General features: G+C 57.2%; 12 protein-coding genes. 6 read left to right on the top strand and 6 right to left on the bottom strand.

What is annotated here, in order from left to right:
• Positions 1-159 precede the first annotated feature (159 nt).
• The 3 genes from DYI22_RS04115 to DYI22_RS04105 all read right to left on the bottom strand — a co-directional run bounded on the left by DYI22_RS04115 (position 160) and on the right by DYI22_RS04105 (position 4,657).
• On the bottom strand, positions 160-2,835 hold the full coding sequence (locus DYI22_RS04115) for a penicillin acylase family protein (RefSeq protein WP_213476761.1): 2,676 nt from the start codon (positions 2,833-2,835) through the stop codon (positions 160-162).
• A gap of 224 nt (positions 2,836-3,059) precedes the next feature.
• Positions 3,060-3,422, bottom strand: a complete 363-nt coding sequence (locus DYI22_RS04110; RefSeq protein ID WP_213476760.1) for an EF-hand domain-containing protein — start codon at positions 3,420-3,422, stop codon at positions 3,060-3,062.
• A 113-nt stretch (positions 3,423-3,535) separates the two neighbouring features.
• Complete coding sequence (locus tag DYI22_RS04105; protein ID WP_213476759.1) at positions 3,536-4,657, bottom strand: CaiB/BaiF CoA transferase family protein; 1,122 nt, start codon at positions 4,655-4,657, stop codon at positions 3,536-3,538.
• A 173-nt stretch (positions 4,658-4,830) separates the two neighbouring features.
• Between DYI22_RS04105 and DYI22_RS04100 the strand changes: the two genes are divergently transcribed.
• Positions 4,831-5,847, top strand: a complete 1,017-nt coding sequence (locus DYI22_RS04100) for an AraC family transcriptional regulator (protein WP_213476758.1) — start codon at positions 4,831-4,833, stop codon at positions 5,845-5,847.
• A gap of 15 nt (positions 5,848-5,862) precedes the next feature.
• Here DYI22_RS04100 and DYI22_RS04095 read toward each other — a convergent pair whose 3' ends face one another.
• Positions 5,863-6,714, bottom strand: coding sequence for a hypothetical protein (locus tag DYI22_RS04095; RefSeq protein WP_213476757.1), 852 nt, complete (start codon positions 6,712-6,714; stop codon positions 5,863-5,865).
• A gap of 5 nt (positions 6,715-6,719) precedes the next feature.
• Positions 6,720-8,009: a DNA recombination protein RmuC gene (locus DYI22_RS04090; protein WP_213476888.1), complete on the bottom strand. Its 1,290-nt coding sequence runs from the start codon at positions 8,007-8,009 to the stop codon at positions 6,720-6,722.
• A gap of 173 nt (positions 8,010-8,182) precedes the next feature.
• Between DYI22_RS04090 and DYI22_RS04085 the strand changes: the two genes are divergently transcribed.
• From DYI22_RS04085 to DYI22_RS04070, 4 genes are all read left to right on the top strand, one after another.
• The gene (locus DYI22_RS04085; protein ID WP_213476756.1) at positions 8,183-8,554 is read left to right on the top strand and encodes a hypothetical protein; all 372 of its coding nucleotides are present in this window, start codon (positions 8,183-8,185) and stop codon (positions 8,552-8,554) included.
• Between the two features lie 169 nt (positions 8,555-8,723).
• The gene (locus tag DYI22_RS04080) at positions 8,724-9,521 is read left to right on the top strand and encodes an ATP-dependent zinc protease (RefSeq protein ID WP_228300773.1); all 798 of its coding nucleotides are present in this window, start codon (positions 8,724-8,726) and stop codon (positions 9,519-9,521) included.
• Positions 9,518-11,038, top strand: coding sequence for an inactive transglutaminase family protein (locus DYI22_RS04075; RefSeq protein ID WP_213476755.1), 1,521 nt, complete (start codon positions 9,518-9,520; stop codon positions 11,036-11,038). The genes DYI22_RS04080 and DYI22_RS04075 overlap by 4 nt, the downstream gene beginning before the upstream one ends.
• Positions 11,038-11,988, top strand: a complete 951-nt coding sequence (locus tag DYI22_RS04070; protein ID WP_213476754.1) for an alpha-L-glutamate ligase-like protein — start codon at positions 11,038-11,040, stop codon at positions 11,986-11,988. Before DYI22_RS04075 ends, DYI22_RS04070 begins: the two co-directional genes overlap by 1 nt.
• Positions 11,989-12,064: 76 nt before the next feature.
• Here the strand turns inward: DYI22_RS04070 and DYI22_RS04065 are convergent, their stop codons facing one another.
• Positions 12,065-13,654, bottom strand: a complete 1,590-nt coding sequence (locus tag DYI22_RS04065) for a BCCT family transporter (protein WP_213476753.1) — start codon at positions 13,652-13,654, stop codon at positions 12,065-12,067.
• A gap of 254 nt (positions 13,655-13,908) precedes the next feature.
• Here DYI22_RS04065 and DYI22_RS04060 point away from each other — a divergent pair, with 254 nt between their 5' ends.
• Entirely contained in the window at positions 13,909-15,552 is a 1,644-nt protein-coding gene (locus tag DYI22_RS04060; RefSeq protein ID WP_213476752.1) for an FMN-binding glutamate synthase family protein, read from the top strand.
• The last annotated feature ends 120 nt before the right edge of the window (positions 15,553-15,672 follow it).

The following is a 15,672-nucleotide window of genomic DNA, read 5'->3' as shown; positions in this document are numbered from 1 at the left end:
TGTTCTGATGCCTGCGTTTTTGACATAATTTAATAGTCTAGTTTTGTCTAATCGCGAAGTCCCATCAGCCGCAAAGCAAAAACTAAAAAGGCCGGCGATATGGTATCGCCAGCCTTGCTTCACTGTATAACGTATTGCTATTTAATCTGAGCCTCATGACTATTGAGTTATCACCGTTCTCCCTTGAGGAAGGAGATTCGCTTCGATCTCTTCTTCAGTGAACAGAAGCTTACGGATCACCTTGTTAGAATAAGCCTCGCTCTGGTCGCTGAAATAGGGAGACATCGCGTCCGTCGATTGTGAGTAACTGACCAGACCATAAGCTTCTGGCCCGTTATCAGTGAACTCCAGTCCGAAATGCCAGCTAGTGCCCCTCGCCATTAACCAACCGTCGATACTGTTGCTACCATCGGAGAGCCCAGCGGTATTGTCTATGGTTGAAGGAGCAATTCGTGGGAAGCGAGTGTCCTCAGCAAACTGGTCATTCACGACGCCAATTGCGTTGAATGCGCCGTCGATTGAACCATCTCCTCCATGCCAGGGGATTTCAGCGGTCTGGAATACCGGGGCATCTTCAGAGCCCGGCACTACTCCACCTGAGGCGCGGTAGTACTGTAGATCTCCCAGAGCGGCTGTAGGCGTAATTCCCTGCGAAACAAGCGACTCAACACCCGCAGCCAGTGCAAGCAGCATTGTGTCGTCGGGCGTGCCGCCATTTTCTGCGGAGGGACTGGCCGGGGTACCTACCGGGTCAGACGGATTGAACGGCTGGGTCAGGTCTGTATCCACGTCATCCAGATAATTCGCCATGAACACCCTGAAAATGTGGGCACCCACACTATCGAGGTTGTACAGGCCATCCCAATTTTGCAGTGACTGACACCAGGATGAGAGATCCTGACCATTCACAGCGGTAGCGCCAATTGCGTCGCAACGCTCTAACAATTCAGGAAGAAACTGTTCCGCGTACCACGCACGGTTATTCCAGATGACTCCCAGAAGCTCTTCTGCGTTGAATTTACCATCCTGACCAGCGGGAAGTGGCGCAGCAGGAACACCAGGCTCAAGCGGGTTCTGAAGCATCTTGATACCCAGCCGGGTACGGGCATTGATCGGAGCTTTTTCCTCTCCAAACAACGGGGAGTAGCCAGTCAGAAACGCATCGGGGTTGGTCGCCCAGTGACTGCTGTTAGAATTTTGAACCCAGTCGGTACGAACCAGTTTGGGTTTATCACTGTACGGCACCAGCGGGCCACAAGAGGTTTCAACCCAGTCTTCTATGGATTGGCTGCCGTCAAGAAGCGTGACGCCCTGATCGAACAATCCGGCGTAGGAAGCGCTGCCGAATCGCCTGAAATTGACAAGCGCAATCGCCTTTTCAGACAGGTTTGGCACAGAGCTGCTGTCGATATAGAACGCGTTGCCCTGGTCATCCGCGTATGTGGTATTCGTCCAGAGTGTGGAGCCGCAGTTCCTGAACACATCCTGGAACTCAGATAGGTTGGTCGCCCGACTCATTTGCAGCCAGGTATCCAACAAGCCGCCTGTATTGGCGTTGGCATCGCGATACGTCATCGCCACCGATCCGGTTGGATTCAGTGCTCCATTACCACCCCAGGCCGGCAACTGATCATTAACCGCGTTGGCGGCAATCATCGGACCATACTCAGAAAAGTAGAAGTCCCGCTCCAGCACCAGCGGCTCTGACATACCAGGCATTTTTACTTCGATTTGGTAAGTCTCAACTTCGATGGGCTTTTCGACACCATCTTTTATATAGGTAAGGTCATCTCCCGTTTTGAGGGTCAGCTCATACCATGTAAACCGTCGGCTTGTCGTCACAGTGTGTGACCAAGCCAGGTTTTCATTGAAATTGATCAGTGGTATTGCCGTGCCAAGCAAACCAGCACCATGGACATTCAAATACCCCGGGACGGTCATCTGCACTTCGTAAAGACGCCGGTGTCCAGTGTAGGGGAAGTGCGGGTTCGCCAAGAGGGCCCCGCGCCCCTGCTCGGTCATCGTTCCGCCGATACCCCAAGCGTTACTGGCGAGTCCGGTATCCGTAAAATCCTGAACGGCCCTGGCGTTGGCTTCAGCCGTCGCGATAACGGCTTTACGTAGATTCTCAACCTGCTCTGTATTGGAAACCGCAGAAACCGCTAATGGAGCAGGGCTTTCACCCGGAGGCACGGCCAGGAAAACCGCTCCCGTCGCAAACTGGGCGCCACTGGCGTACTGACCAACTATTCTGTAATGGGCCAAAAGATCAACCGGAGTGATTGTTTTTACCCATTCCTGATCCCTGCACTCTTCGGGCAGGTCACCCGGAGCGGTTTCGGTCACGTAAAGGTTGTAGCCAGCCGTGAAGCCCTCGATCAGCGCGCGGCTCTCTTCAGTCAGTGTGGGAAACTCAACTTCGGCCCCACTGTATATCTTCTGTGCTTTATAGCTGAAGTCATTGACTATATTTAGTCCGACACCAAATGCTGTATCAGGTCCAGAGCCGAAATATTTGGCTCTCTCGCTCCTGGCTTTAACAATCGCCTCAGCCAGCACACACACATTATCCTGGGCCTGGGCGTAGCCATGCCCAAACGCCGCCGAAGCAAGATTATCGGCCTTCACATGGGGTATGCCGTTGGTTGTCCTGCGAATATCTGCAGCGAATTTACCATCGGCCGGAAACAGCTGTTCGTTGACGGAATCTCCAGACGACGATGAACTTCCTCCATCAAAACACCCCGAGAGAACAAAGCTTCCAGCAAGTGCCAGGCAGATTGGCCGCACAGCGCCAGTCCCCAGACTCATCAGATTGGGTAATAACGTTTTCATAGTCCTGCATCCATTGTGATTGTTATGACCGAGCCAAAACCTGACTCGTAATCACAAATTAGCAGACAACCCTGAAAGCCGCTAAAAAACTGACTGGCGGTTCACTTTTTGTTTTCAGTCGGAAAAGCCGGTGAGTAGAGTGGTAGGAAGAAGTGAAATAAGAGCCCCCGGCACGATGCCGGGGGATAGAACATTATCAATGAGGGTCCAGTCACACGCGTGACTTACTCCATACTCTCATACTCATCCTGAGTAAGCTGGCCATCACTGTCCTGATCCAGCTCCATCATCATGTCTCGGGTTTCCTGCCCGGACATGCGCTCCTGGTCGGGATTGCCAGCGGCTGTACTGCCATACATGTTCAGCTCGTCTTCGGTCAGCACACCGTCCTGGTTCGCATCCATCTCCTCAAATGAACCAGAGCGCATGCCCATACCGGCAGAGCCCGTGGTTTGCTCTTCCATGACATCACTGGCGCTGCCGCCGGCAGCTTCTTCTCCCATCTCGCTCGCATCATCAGCGTATGCAGCTGGCACAGCCAAGGCGAGAGACATCAGGGCGGAAAGGCTAAGGGTTTTAAAATACATCAGGCACCTCCTTGATCATTTTTTGATCTATGGTTGACTGCTATGTCATTAAAGACCGGGGTGACCTGAATTGCCAATGACGCTTTATTAACTTCCGCCCTTCCCTTATTTCTTTAAAGAATGTCGCTGTTATCGGCACCCAACTTTCGACCCACATGAGAGGCCGAGCAGGCCGTCACGCCAAACTTGATGGGAAAACCAATCTGGCGCTGGCTGGATCCGTCCTCCCTGGGAACCTCGATCACCATGTCCCGGGCAACCAGCTGGGGGTGCTCGGCGGCCTCGGTTATGGTCAGCACCGGCTCCACGCAGGCGTCCTGCTCCGCGAAGGTTTGCTGCCACTCCGCCAGGGTTTTCTTCGCGATTGCAGCTTTCAGGGCCCCTTTGAGTTTCTGCTGGAGCTCCGGGTTCTGGCTTTGGGCAAAGCTCTTCATGTCAGGCAGGCCCAGGGTATCGCACAGGCGCGCGGAGAACTGGGGCTCCAGGCTGCCGATCGACAGCCAACGACCGTCCGCGGTCTGATAGTAGTCGTAGAAGCTGCCGCCATTGAGCATGCCGCCTTCCGGTTTCTGCTCTTGACCACCAGCGAGGCTGGCGGCGCCAGACATGGCATTCAGGGCAAACGCCGCGTCCGTCATGCTCACATCCACGAACTGCCCTTCCCCGGTCTGCTGCCGGTGAACCACCGCCGCCAGTATGCCCATCACCGCGTGGTGGGAACCACCGGCCACGTCGGCAACCTGGATACCCATCGGTGGCGGACCGCTGTCAGCGCGCCCACAGTGGCTGGAGACGCCGGCCAGTGAAAGGTAGTTGATGTCATGCCCTGCGCGGTGCCGATACGGGCCGGTCTGGCCGTAGCCGGTGATGGCGCAGTAAATCAGCCCGGGGTTGATGGCTTTGAGGGTTTCATAGCCGATCCCCAGACGGTCCATAACCCCCGGCCGGAACTGCTCAATGACCACATCGTACTCTTTGACCAGATCCTTGATGACATCGGTACTGCCCTCTTTCTTCAGATCCAGCCCCAGCGATCGCTTGCCGCGATTCAGGAAGCCGTGGGCCGTGCTCACGCCGCCATCGTGGGGAGGCATTACTCGGGTCAGGTCCATACGGTCCGGCGCTTCCACGCGCAGTACATCCGCGCCCATGTCCGCCAGCAGCATGGTGGCGTAGGGGCCGGGCAACAGAGTGCTGAAATCGAGTACTTTCAATGAGGTTAATGGGCCTGCCATGGTGTTCTCCTTGTTGGTTATGGATTCTATCCTGACCGTTTTTTCCAGAGAGGCCAACTGCGTGTTCCGTCATTCCGGTTGGCCATTTCTGCCAGTTTTTCGGGCACCTGCCGGTTGCATTGTCGCCGGGGGGTTTTATGATGGACTTCGTTTTTCCAGGAATTTCGAGTGGCATGTCTAACCTGACGGTTTCACGACATTTTGTAGAGGCTGCCCTGATTGGCGCAGAGCGAGCCGGTTTCGACACCCGCGACATGCTGCGGGCAGCTGGTATTTCGCCTGACCTGCTGAAAATTGAAATGGCACGCGTAAACAGCGACCAGTTCAGCCGCTTGATGCAGGTGCTCTGGAACCGCATGGACGACGAGTTTATGGGGTTGGGGCCTCGGAAATGCCGGGCCGGTACCTTTGCCACCATGTGCGCGCTGGTGATTGACTGCCCGACACTCGAATCGGTTTACCGCCAGGCGTTTCAGTTCTCGCGCCTGTTCGAACCCATGGTCACCATGGAACTCGAGGTGGACGACAAAGTAGCGCGGCTGGTGACCGTGATCGAGGGCGAGATCAACGACCCCCAGTATTTCATGCGCGAGAGCCTTCTGGTGATCTGGCACCGGTTGGGAAGCTGGTTGATCGGTCAGCCGGTGGAACTGCAGAAAGCGGAATTTGACTACCCCCGCCCGGTTCATGGCGATGAATACCGCCACATCTTCCACTGCCCGCTGGAATTCGAGGCCAGCCGCACCGCGCTGACCTTCGACAAACGGTTCCTCTCGGCCCCGGTGATCCGCGACCGACCGGAGATGCGCCAGTTCCTGAAAACCTCCCCGGCAGACCTGCTGTCACGCCCTGACGAGAGCAATACCTTCACTGGCCGCATTCGTGCGTTGATTGGCCGGGATTTCTCGAAACCCCTGCCGGATTTCGAGTGGATTGCGGCGGAACTGCACACCAGCCCGCAAACCCTGCGCCGGCGGCTCAAGCAGGAAAACACCTCGTTTCAGGAGATCAAGGATCTGCTGCGGCGGGACATGGCAATCTACTACCTGGGGCGACAGGATCTGCCCATCAACGACATTGCCAGTAAGGTGGGGTTCACGGAGCCATCCACCTTCCATCGGGCCTTCAAGAAGTGGACCGGAGTAACGCCCGGTGCCTACCGCGAAGGAGAGCGGCGCGGCACCGAGTGATTGGTTGGCGGGCCGTCAGCCCGGGCTCTGCAGCGCCTTGATCAACCGCCCCAGCGTACTGGCAATTTCCGCAGCGCGGTCCTGAGCTGGCCCCAGTTTCATCAGGCGCGAGCCGTCACGCGGGTCGTAAATCCAGCAGGTCGCCCCCTGACAATCCCATTCAACCTGTGGGCTGACACCATAGACTTCGATGGTCTGGGTGTTTTTGCTGATCCGGTTGTTGCCTTCCCGGTTGGACTCCTGAATCTCGATCAAACTGGCACCGGCGGCAACCCGGTAACTGATGTCGGCCGGCACATCAATCCGGACCACGCGTTGATCTGCCCGCCAACCGGCGAGATCCAGCAGGCTGTTGAGGTGCAGGGTCAGCGCCTCACGGTCGGAATCCACCAGATAGAGACTTTTCAGATCGGCCAGCGCCTGCTGACCAGCCGGCTCGATAACGGCCACCGGCTGGCTCTGATCTGGCTGCGCCTGAGCCTGCCGCGAACGATCCGTGCGCGCCCTTTCAATGGCAGTAATACGTTTCAGCGCATCCTGGTAATGGGAGCCTTCCACTCCGGCCCTGGCCACATAGGACTCCAGCGCCGACTGCGCCTCGTTCAGGTGCGCAGATTCCTGCATGACCCGTCCGCGGTAATAGTAGTAATCCACCGGCTTTTCACCTTCCAGGCGCTGCAGACGATTCAGATACTCTCCGGCCTGCCCCCAGTTACCGCCGGCCACCGCCTCTTCGGTAGCCAGCATCAGCCGCCGCACCTCGTGTTCCGGCGCCAGGGCAGTACCCTGGGCGTTCACACTCACCAGCACCGAGGCCAGCACCAGGCTTCGAAGGGCTGAACGCCCGGTTCGGAATACATTCAACATGACCACTACTCCTGATGATTGCCCGCAAATTCATTCATGCGGGCCGTTTCCTGCGCCGGCTCCTGGGGTTCGCTCTCGTCATCCGGATCCACTTCCGCCTGCTCGAGGATGCCCCGGGGCAGTTCTTTTTTAACACGAACCCCCAGCTCCACAAAGCGGTTGGCCTGCGACACCAGATTACCGCGACCCCGGGTCAGCGTGTTCATGGCTGCTTCGTAGCTGCCCTGGGCGGTGTGCAGCTGGGCGCCGAGCTTTTCCATGGATTCCACAAACACCCTCAGCTTGTCATAGACCGCACCTGCCCGGTCGGCAATGCGCCTCGCGTTCTGGCTCTGGCGCTCATAGCGCCAGATGTTTTCAATGGTTCTCAGCGTGGCCAGCAACGTGGTGGGTGTTACCACAATAATCTTTCGCTCGAAGGCTTCTGCGAAGAGGTTCTCGTCTTGCTGAAACGCTGCCACAAACGCCGGCTCGATGGGCATGAACAGCAACACAAAGTCCGGCGAATGCAGGCCGTTCAGCTGGCTGTAGTCTTTTTCGCTGAGGGTGCGAATGTGAGCTCGCACCGCTTCCACGTGCTCTCGCAGCCGCTCTGCGCGGACGGCATCGTCTTCTTCATTGACCCACTGCTGGTAGGCCACCAGCGACACCTTGGAATCCACCACCAGATGGCGGTTATCCGGCAGGTGTACCACCACATCGGGACGCAGCAGCTGGTTGTCACTGTCGCGATAGCTGCCCTGGGTGTCGTACTCTACCCCTTTGCGCAGGCCTGAGCGCTCCAGAACCCGCTCCAGAATCAGCTCCCCCCAGTTGCCCTGGATCTTCTTGTCACCTTTCAGAGCGCGCGCAAGATTAGCAGCCTCTTCGGTGATCTGTCGGTTAAGGTCCTGTAAGGATTTGATTTCACTTCGCAATGCCTGACGATCGCGGGTTTCGGAGGTGTACACGTCCTCCACCCGCTTGCGGAAATCCTGCAGCTGGTCGCGAAACGGATTGAGCAAAGAGTCAAGACTGGTGCGGTTCTGTTGGGCGAAACGCTCGCTCTTCTGGTCAAAAATGCGGTTGGCGAGGTTTTCGAACTCCTGCTTCAATGCGTCGCGATTGCGTTCCAGCAGCGACACCTTTTCGGAAGTGGCCCTGCGTTCGGCGGCCAGGGTCACTTCGTACTCCCGCATCATTACCCGGGCATCGCCCAGCTCACCCACCAGGTCGTCCAGCCGCTGTGCCTGCTCTGCATTTTCCGCCATCAGTCGGGCAATCTGCCCGCGGCTGTTGCGCAGCAACAGGATCATCAGCAATCCGACCAACACCACCAGCGCGGCGACAACGGTAACAAAGCCGGGCTGGTTCCGGATCGTTTCTGCGATAGCCTCGGGCACATTATCCTCCTGTGCGTTGCATCCACTTATGGACTCAGACCGTAATATAAACTAAAAGGAAAGAGTGTTCCGTCCAGGTGGTCAACATGTTGAAAGAGCTCTGGAGAAAACTGGAATCCGAATTCTCGCAATCCGGTTGCGTTGGCGCCCAGGATTCGTTGGTGGGCGTCGGTGGTGCTGACGGCTTCAAGCTGCTGCCGCACATTACCCATACCGGTGAATTTCACCTGGAAAGACTGACTGCACTGCTCAAGAAACGCTACAGCATGGGCTTTGAAGATTCAGGTACGGCCGGTGATGAGGCCATTCGTGAACTGATTCATTTCGCGTCACGGATACAGGATCAGGATGTTCAGCGGGAACTGCTGCTCTTCTATCTCAACTGTTCCCCGGTGATTCAGGAGTACCTGCGCTCGGAAGAAGTGCTGGGGCACCAGCATTTCATCAGCAAAGCCTGAAAAACTGCGCAAAATTGTAAAATTTTCCTACCCTTAATCAACTGTAAAGCGAACACACACATCGCTTGTTGTATACTCCCGCTGCAAGTATCTTACTGCATTTGCTTGCAGGTCTTCATGGCGGGCCTAAGCTAGTAGATTGAGAGGTCCGCAGGTTCAGGGGTTTTACATGTTCTCAACGCGTTTCGGTTACGGAAAGCCACTGGCTGTCCTCGCTTTCCTGTTCACGGTGTCTGGCTGCTCTACGGATCGTTACCTGATGGTTCCCAAGGATGACCTTGGTGAACTCAAGGGCTCTATGCAGATCCAGCGGGCCACTCTGGTCACCATGGAAGACAATGCCCATGCCCGCCATGAAAGGGCCCTTCGGGCGAACAGCGAGTCTACCCAGAGCATCCTTGACGCAATCGAACAAAAAGTCGAGAAACCCAAGTGCCCGGTTGTGGCTGCTCAGGCCTGCCCACCGCCCTCCCGCGCCACCCAGGAGGACCGGGGTCGTGCTGACCGTCTCAAGGGCAAGGTGATTGTCGGCGAACTGGAAAAATTCTATCTGGCCGGCCCCGGGCTGGTCTACGACGCGCGCATCGACAGCGGCGCTGAAACCTCCTCGCTGGATGCCCGTAACATTACCCGCTTCGAACGGGACGGCAGTAACTGGGTGCGTTTCGACGTGCCGGTGCCGAAAACCGACGAATTCGTCACCATGGAAAAGGAAATCTCCCGCCGGGTAAAGGTTATTCAGAGTAGCGCCGACGAGGCCGATCGTCGTGTGGTGGTCGAGTTGCAATTCGCCATTGGCGACCATCAGCAGGTCGCGGAATTTACCCTGACGGATCGTGGCCACCTCAGCCATACCGTGCTGATTGGTCGCAACATACTGCGGGATGTGATGCTGATCGACGTCGGCAAGGAATTCGCAACCAAACTTCCGGAATCGATCACCAATTCTGACAAGGACGACTCGTGACAGCACGCTCGCGCATTCCGTTTTTCGCCGCCATCGTCCTGCTGATTGTTGCTGGCATTTCCATCGCCACCTGGAGGCATCTGGAGCTGGGCATTCCCTGGCTGACCGGCGAACAGCAGCCGGTGTGGATGGTGGAAGCCCGCATTGATTTCGAGGCCACTGGCGAGCCGGTGCTCGCCAGCCTCAACATTCCGGAACAGTCCCCGGGTTTCCGCATTCTGTCCGAACAGGCCGCCTCTCCCGGGTACGGCTTCTCGGTGGTGGAGAAGGATGGCAGCCGGCGCGCCGAGTGGAGCAAGCGCGACGTGCTCGGCGAGCAAACCCTGTACTTCAAGACCCAGTTCATTCCCGACCCCAACGCCAACCGGGATCGCCCGAGCAAAGCGCCCAAGCCCATCGCTGTGTTCTGGGAGGAGCCCCAGGCCACGGCGGTTCGGGAAATACTGCAACAGGCTGAGCAGCGCTCAAGCACACCGGAAAGCCTGACCCGGGAGCTGATACGCCTGTTGCAACCCGAAGACGACCAGGCCCAGAACACCACGCTGCTGGTGACAGGCGCCAACTACCTGGACCTGCTGGTGCGCATGCTCAACCACGCCGGTATTCCCGCCAGAACCGCTGACGGCCTCAACCTGGAAGACGCACGACGTCGTCAGGCCCTCAACCCGTACCTGCAGATATTCAACGGCGAAGAATGGCTCACCTACGACCCCAGAACCGCGGAACAGGGCCTGCCTGAAAACGTGCTGCTATGGCGACAGGGAGCGGAATCCCTGCTCGACGTGGTCGGCGGTGAAGGGTCAGACGTCAGTTTTTCGATGCTCAGGCAGACCATTCCGGCGCTGCAACTGGCCGTCATGCAGTCCGACGAAAACGGCTTTGGCTTTCTGAGCCTCTACCAGCTGCCGATCGAAGAACAGGGTATGTTCCGCATGCTTCTGCTACTGCCCCTGGGCGCCCTGATGGTGGCGTTCATGCGGATCGTGATCGGCATTCGCACATCCGGCACCTTCATGCCGGTGCTGATTGCCGTAGCATTTGTTCAGACTACGCTGATTCCGGGGCTTATTGCATTCACCTCGGTGGTCGCCATCGGCCTGCTGATGCGGGGCTATCTGTCCAGCCTGAACCTGCTGCTGGTGTCGCGGATTTCCGCGCTGATCATCCTGGTGATTTTCATCACCGCCGGGCTGAGTATCGCCGGTTACCACATGGGCTTTAACACCGGAATGACGGTCACCTTCTTCCCGATGGTGATCATCGCTTGGACCATCGAGCGCATGTCGATCCTGTGGGAGGAAGAAGGCGCCCACGAAGTCATGGTTCAGGGTGCCGGCAGCCTGTTTGTGGCTATCTGCGCGTTTCTGTTGATGGACGCACCTTTGTCGCGCCACCTGACCTTCAATTTCCCGGAGCTTCACTTTGCGGTGCTCGGCCTGATCCTGCTGATGGGACAGTACACCGGCTACAAACTGAGTGAGTTGCGCCGCTTCACGCCGATGAAGGCTTACGACTGATGGGCTGGATTTCACCCCGCGCCCTGAACCGCCTGGGCATGCTGAACATGAACCGGCGAAATGTGGATTACATTTCCCGGTACAATGACCGGACCTCCTACCCGCTGGTGGACAACAAGCTGAAAACCAAGCTTGTGGTGGCCGAATACGGGGTGAAGACCCCTAAGCTGCTGCAGGTGGTGCGCCAGCAACATGAGATTTCCGGCTTCCGCGAGATGGCCGAAGACTTGAGCGGCTTCGCCATCAAACCAGCCAAGGGCTCTGGCGGTAAGGGCATTACCGTGATTACCGGTCGCGACGAGGAGGAATTCATCAAGGCGTCCGGCGCTCGCGTTCAGGCCGCTTACCTTGAGCGACATCTGTCCAACATTCTGGCCGGCCTGTACTCACTGGCGGGCACCCCCGACGTCGCCATCGTCGAGAACCTGGTGCAATCGGTGCCGGAACTGGCGAAATACTCGTTTCAGGGTGTGCCGGATATCCGCATTGTGATTTTCCAGGGCTACCCGGTCATGGCCATGCTGCGCCTGGCGACCAAGGCCTCCGATGGCAAGGCCAACCTCCACCAGGGCGCCGTTGGTGTGGGGCTGGATATTGGCAGTGGCCACAGCCTGAACTCGGTTCAGTTCAATCGCCCCATCACCCTTCACCCGGATACCGGGCTCGCCCTCGACAACATCCACATTACCGACTGGGAAGAGATGCTGATTATGGCGTCCCGGTGCTATGAGGCCACTGGCTTGGGCTATATGGGCGTGGATCTGGTGGTGGACGTCAATGACGGACCGCTGTTGCTGGAGCTCAATGCGCGACCGGGGCTGGCCATTCAGATGGCCAATGGGCGCGGCCTGCTGCCGCGACTGAACGCCATTGAGAACCTGAAGAGGCATCACTTCACTCCCGAAGCGCGGGCCCGTTACGCCATGGAAATGTTTGCGGCCCGGCACTGAATCAGCGGACTTCCATCCAACAGACATAAAAAAACCGGAGCCATGGCTCCGGTTTTTTCATGCCTGTTTGCCAGGCTTACAGCTTACCTTCCGCAATCAGCAGTTTGCGCTCATGAGTCAGGCCCTTGAGCAGGCCCCAAGTCATGATCAGCAGGATTAGCGTAAAGGGAAGGCCAGCCGAGATCGCAGTTGCCTGAATGGCGCCCAGAGCGTCTGCACCGCCACCAAAAATCAGCGCGGCAGCAATCGCACCTTCCATTACCACCCAGAACACACGCTGAGCGGTCGGCGCGTCGGTTTTACCACCGGCGGTGATGCTGTCGATTACCAATGAACCGGAATCCGAAGAGGTCACAAAGAACACCAGCACCAGAATAATGCCCACGAAAGACAGAATGCCGGTCAGAGGCAGGTTTGCGAACATCTGGAACATGGCCAGTGACACATCGGTCAGACCATTCTCGGCCAGCTCACCGATACCCTGTGTGATTTGCTCAAGCGCAGAGCCACCGAAGGTACTCATCCACACCACGGTAATGACGGTCGGGATGATCAGCACCGCAGTTACGAACTCACGTACCGTACGACCCTTGGAAACACGGGCGATAAACATACCTACGAACGGTGACCAGGAAATCCACCATGCCCAGTAGAACACAGTCCAGCCGTGGAACCAGGTCTGGTCTTCACGTCCAAACGGGTTGCTCAACGGGATCAGATTAGCCACGTAGGTCGAGGAGGTCGTCCACAAGGTCTCGATGATCGCCATCGTGGGACCGGCAAAGATAACGAAGAACAGCAGAATCGCTGCCAGAATCATATTGAAGTTACTGAGAATCTTTACGCCGCCGTCAAGGCCGCGCAGTACCGATATGAGGGCCACCGCGGTGACGCCGGTGATGATAGCCATCTGGGTGTTAATGCCAGAGGAAACCCCGAAAAGGTAATCGAGACCGGACGCCGCCTGCTGGGCACCGAACCCGAGGGACGTCGCAAGACCGAAGATGGTCGCAACCACCGCCAGCACGTCAATGATATGACCCGGCCAGCCCCAGACCCGGTCACGCAGGAGCGGGAAGAAGGCAGAGCGGATGGTCAGCGGCATGCCCTTGTTGTAGGCAAAGAATGCCAGCGACAGGGCCACAATGGCGTAGATTGCCCAGGGGTGAAGGCCCCAGTGGTACATGGTGCCGCCCATGGCCAGATCGAGCGCCTCTGGGGTGTTCGGATCAACGTTGAACGGCGTGCCATACCACCCGGTGTAATAGGCCGTTGGTTCAGCAACCGCCCAGAACATCAGGCCGATGCCCATGCCTGCCGCGAACAGCATGGCAAACCACGACAGAGTGGAAAATTCCGGCTTGGCATCCATACCACCGATACGAATCTTACCAACGGGCATAAAGATCAGCGCCAGGCAGACCACCACGAACACGTTGGCGCTCAGCAGGAAAAACCAGTCAAAGGTTTCAATAATGCTCAGCTTGGCACCGTCGAGGAGGGTCTTCGCCTCTCCCGGAAACATCAGCGTTCCGACGACAAAAAGAATCACCAGTATCGCCGTGATCGGGAATACAGGTGCATGTAGGTCGAGGCCCAGGGGATTTATATTATCCTGGCCCGCGACGTAATCCGTCTGGTACTCGTCTTTTACAACGTCGCCCACGTTTGGAGCCTCCTGTTGTGTTGGGATTACTGAAAATTAAGATTCATGGGTTCAGAAAACGCAAGTCTAATATTTTGAACTCAAAACATCAAAATGCGATCAGTTGTTACTTTCCGGGCAAGCCCGACAAAGCATAGACCAGTTATGGTCCTCCCGCCGCCGTCAGACCCGCACCGGCCGCGGCAATCGCTTCAACGGTTTGTACCGTATTTCTGTACACTGGATTGATCGGTCATTGCAAAATAGAGGACACGATGGAGAAGACCACAACTTTCCCGATCAGGTACACCACCTTTGCCCTCAGTGTTGCGGGGTTGCTGGTTACAGCGCCGCTGAGCTACTACCTCCGGGGGTGGTATCTTCTGCCGGTCATCTTCGGGACCCTGACCGCGGTGGGTATCTGGGATCTTCTGCAACGCAAGCGCACCCTCAGCCGCAACTACCCGATTCTTGCCAATTTCCGCTACTTTCTGGAATCCATCGGACCGGAGATTCGCCAGTACTTTATCCAGTCTGACACCGAAGAGCGGCCCTTCTCCCGCGAACAGCGAACCATTGTCTACCAACGTGCCAAGAACGTGCTGGATAAGCGGCCATTCGGTTCACAACTAAGCACGTACGATGAAGGCTATGAATGGATGAGCCATTCCCTCAATCCCACCCGTCTGGACAGCAGCGATTTTCGGATTCTCATCGGCAGGCAGTGCGCGAAACCCTACAGCGCCAGCGTGTTCAACATTTCCGCCATGAGCTTTGGGTCGCTCTCCGCCAATGCGATCCTCAGCCTGAATGCCGGTGCGGAGAAGGGCAACTTCTACCACGACACCGGTGAGGGCTCCATTTCCCGCTACCATCGCCAACCCGGCGGAGATCTGGTGTGGGAAATCGGCTCGGGCTATTTCGGATGCCGTCACCCGGACGGCACCTTTAACGAGGAGATGTTCGAGAAAAACGCCACCCTGGACCAGGTAAAAATGATAGAGCTCAAACTATCTCAGGGGGCCAAACCGGGGCATGGAGGCATTCTGCCCGGGGCGAAAGTTACCCCGGAAATCGCCGAAGCCCGGGGTGTCGCAGTGGGTGAGGACGTGGTTTCTCCGGCCCGGCACTCCGCGTTCGATACACCCATCGAACTACTGGAGTTTATTGAGCGCCTGCGGGAACTTTCTGGCGGCAAGCCCGTGGGTTTCAAGCTCGCAATCGGCCACCCCTGGGAGTGGTTTGCTATCGTCAAAGCCATGCTGAAAACCGGCATGAAACCGGACTTTATCGTAGTGGATGGCGGCGAAGGGGGCACCGGTGCGGCCCCACTGGAATTCATCAACCGGCTCGGCATGCCAATGAAGGAAGCCCTGCTACTGGTTCACAACACGCTGGTCGGCACCCATTTGAGGGAAGACATCGCCATCGGCGCGGCGGGCAAGATCACATCAGCCTTTAATATCGCACGCACACTGGCACTCGGCGCCGACTGGTGCAATTCCGCCCGTGGCTATATGTTTGCTCTTGGCTGCATCCAGGCGCTCAACTGCCACACTGGCCGCTGCCCCAGCGGTGTGGCTACCCAGGACCCACGGCGCGGCAACAAACTCGATGTTCCGGATAAAAGCGAGCGCGTATACAACTTCCACAAGAACACCCTGGATGCCCTGCAAAATCTGTTGCAAGCATCCGGCCTGCGCCACCCTTCGGAGCTTGGCCCGGAACACATCATCCAGCGCACGTCGAAAACCGAAGTTCAGTCCTACATGGACATGCTCCCGTTCCTCTCACCCGGCGCCTTGCTGGAGGGAAAAACCGGCCTGACGGTCTTCGACAAGTACTGGCCGGAAGCCGATGCCAATACCTTCGGCCCACCCGAATTCGTGCTTCAGTTGCGGGAAACCAAACTGCGCTAAAATTTGCGGTTAATGGGAAAACCCTGTTTATTTTTGTTGGGGGCTGGTGTAGACTTCGCTCCCGCTAAGCCACTGAGATAACTCTCATCTTCGAGCCAGTCACAGTGGGTTATAGCGTTT

It is taken from the genome of Marinobacter lipolyticus (assembly GCF_018424605.1).
Classification (GTDB): Bacteria; Pseudomonadota; Gammaproteobacteria; order Pseudomonadales; family Oleiphilaceae; genus Marinobacter; species Marinobacter lipolyticus_B.
Note: the sequence above shows the minus strand (reverse complement) of the source record. Positions and strands in the feature narration are given on the sequence as shown.

Coding starts and splice junctions, on each gene's coding strand:
- DYI22_RS04115 (WP_213476761.1), bottom strand. CDS start 2,835: ATGAAAACGTTATTACCCAATCTGATGAGTCTGGGGACTGGCGCTGTG.
- DYI22_RS04080 (WP_228300773.1), top strand. CDS start 8,724: ATGTTCTCAACGCGTTTCGGTTACGGAAAGCCACTGGCTGTCCTCGCT.
- DYI22_RS04100 (WP_213476758.1), top strand. CDS start 4,831: ATGTCTAACCTGACGGTTTCACGACATTTTGTAGAGGCTGCCCTGATT.
- DYI22_RS04110 (WP_213476760.1), bottom strand. CDS start 3,422: ATGTATTTTAAAACCCTTAGCCTTTCCGCCCTGATGTCTCTCGCCTTG.
- DYI22_RS04060 (WP_213476752.1), top strand. CDS start 13,909: ATGGAGAAGACCACAACTTTCCCGATCAGGTACACCACCTTTGCCCTC.
- DYI22_RS04090 (WP_213476888.1), bottom strand. CDS start 8,009: ATGATCCTGTTGCTGCGCAACAGCCGCGGGCAGATTGCCCGACTGATG.
- DYI22_RS04105 (WP_213476759.1), bottom strand. CDS start 4,657: ATGGCAGGCCCATTAACCTCATTGAAAGTACTCGATTTCAGCACTCTG.
- DYI22_RS04085 (WP_213476756.1), top strand. CDS start 8,183: ATGTTGAAAGAGCTCTGGAGAAAACTGGAATCCGAATTCTCGCAATCC.
- DYI22_RS04070 (WP_213476754.1), top strand. CDS start 11,038: ATGGGCTGGATTTCACCCCGCGCCCTGAACCGCCTGGGCATGCTGAAC.
- DYI22_RS04095 (WP_213476757.1), bottom strand. CDS start 6,714: ATGTTGAATGTATTCCGAACCGGGCGTTCAGCCCTTCGAAGCCTGGTG.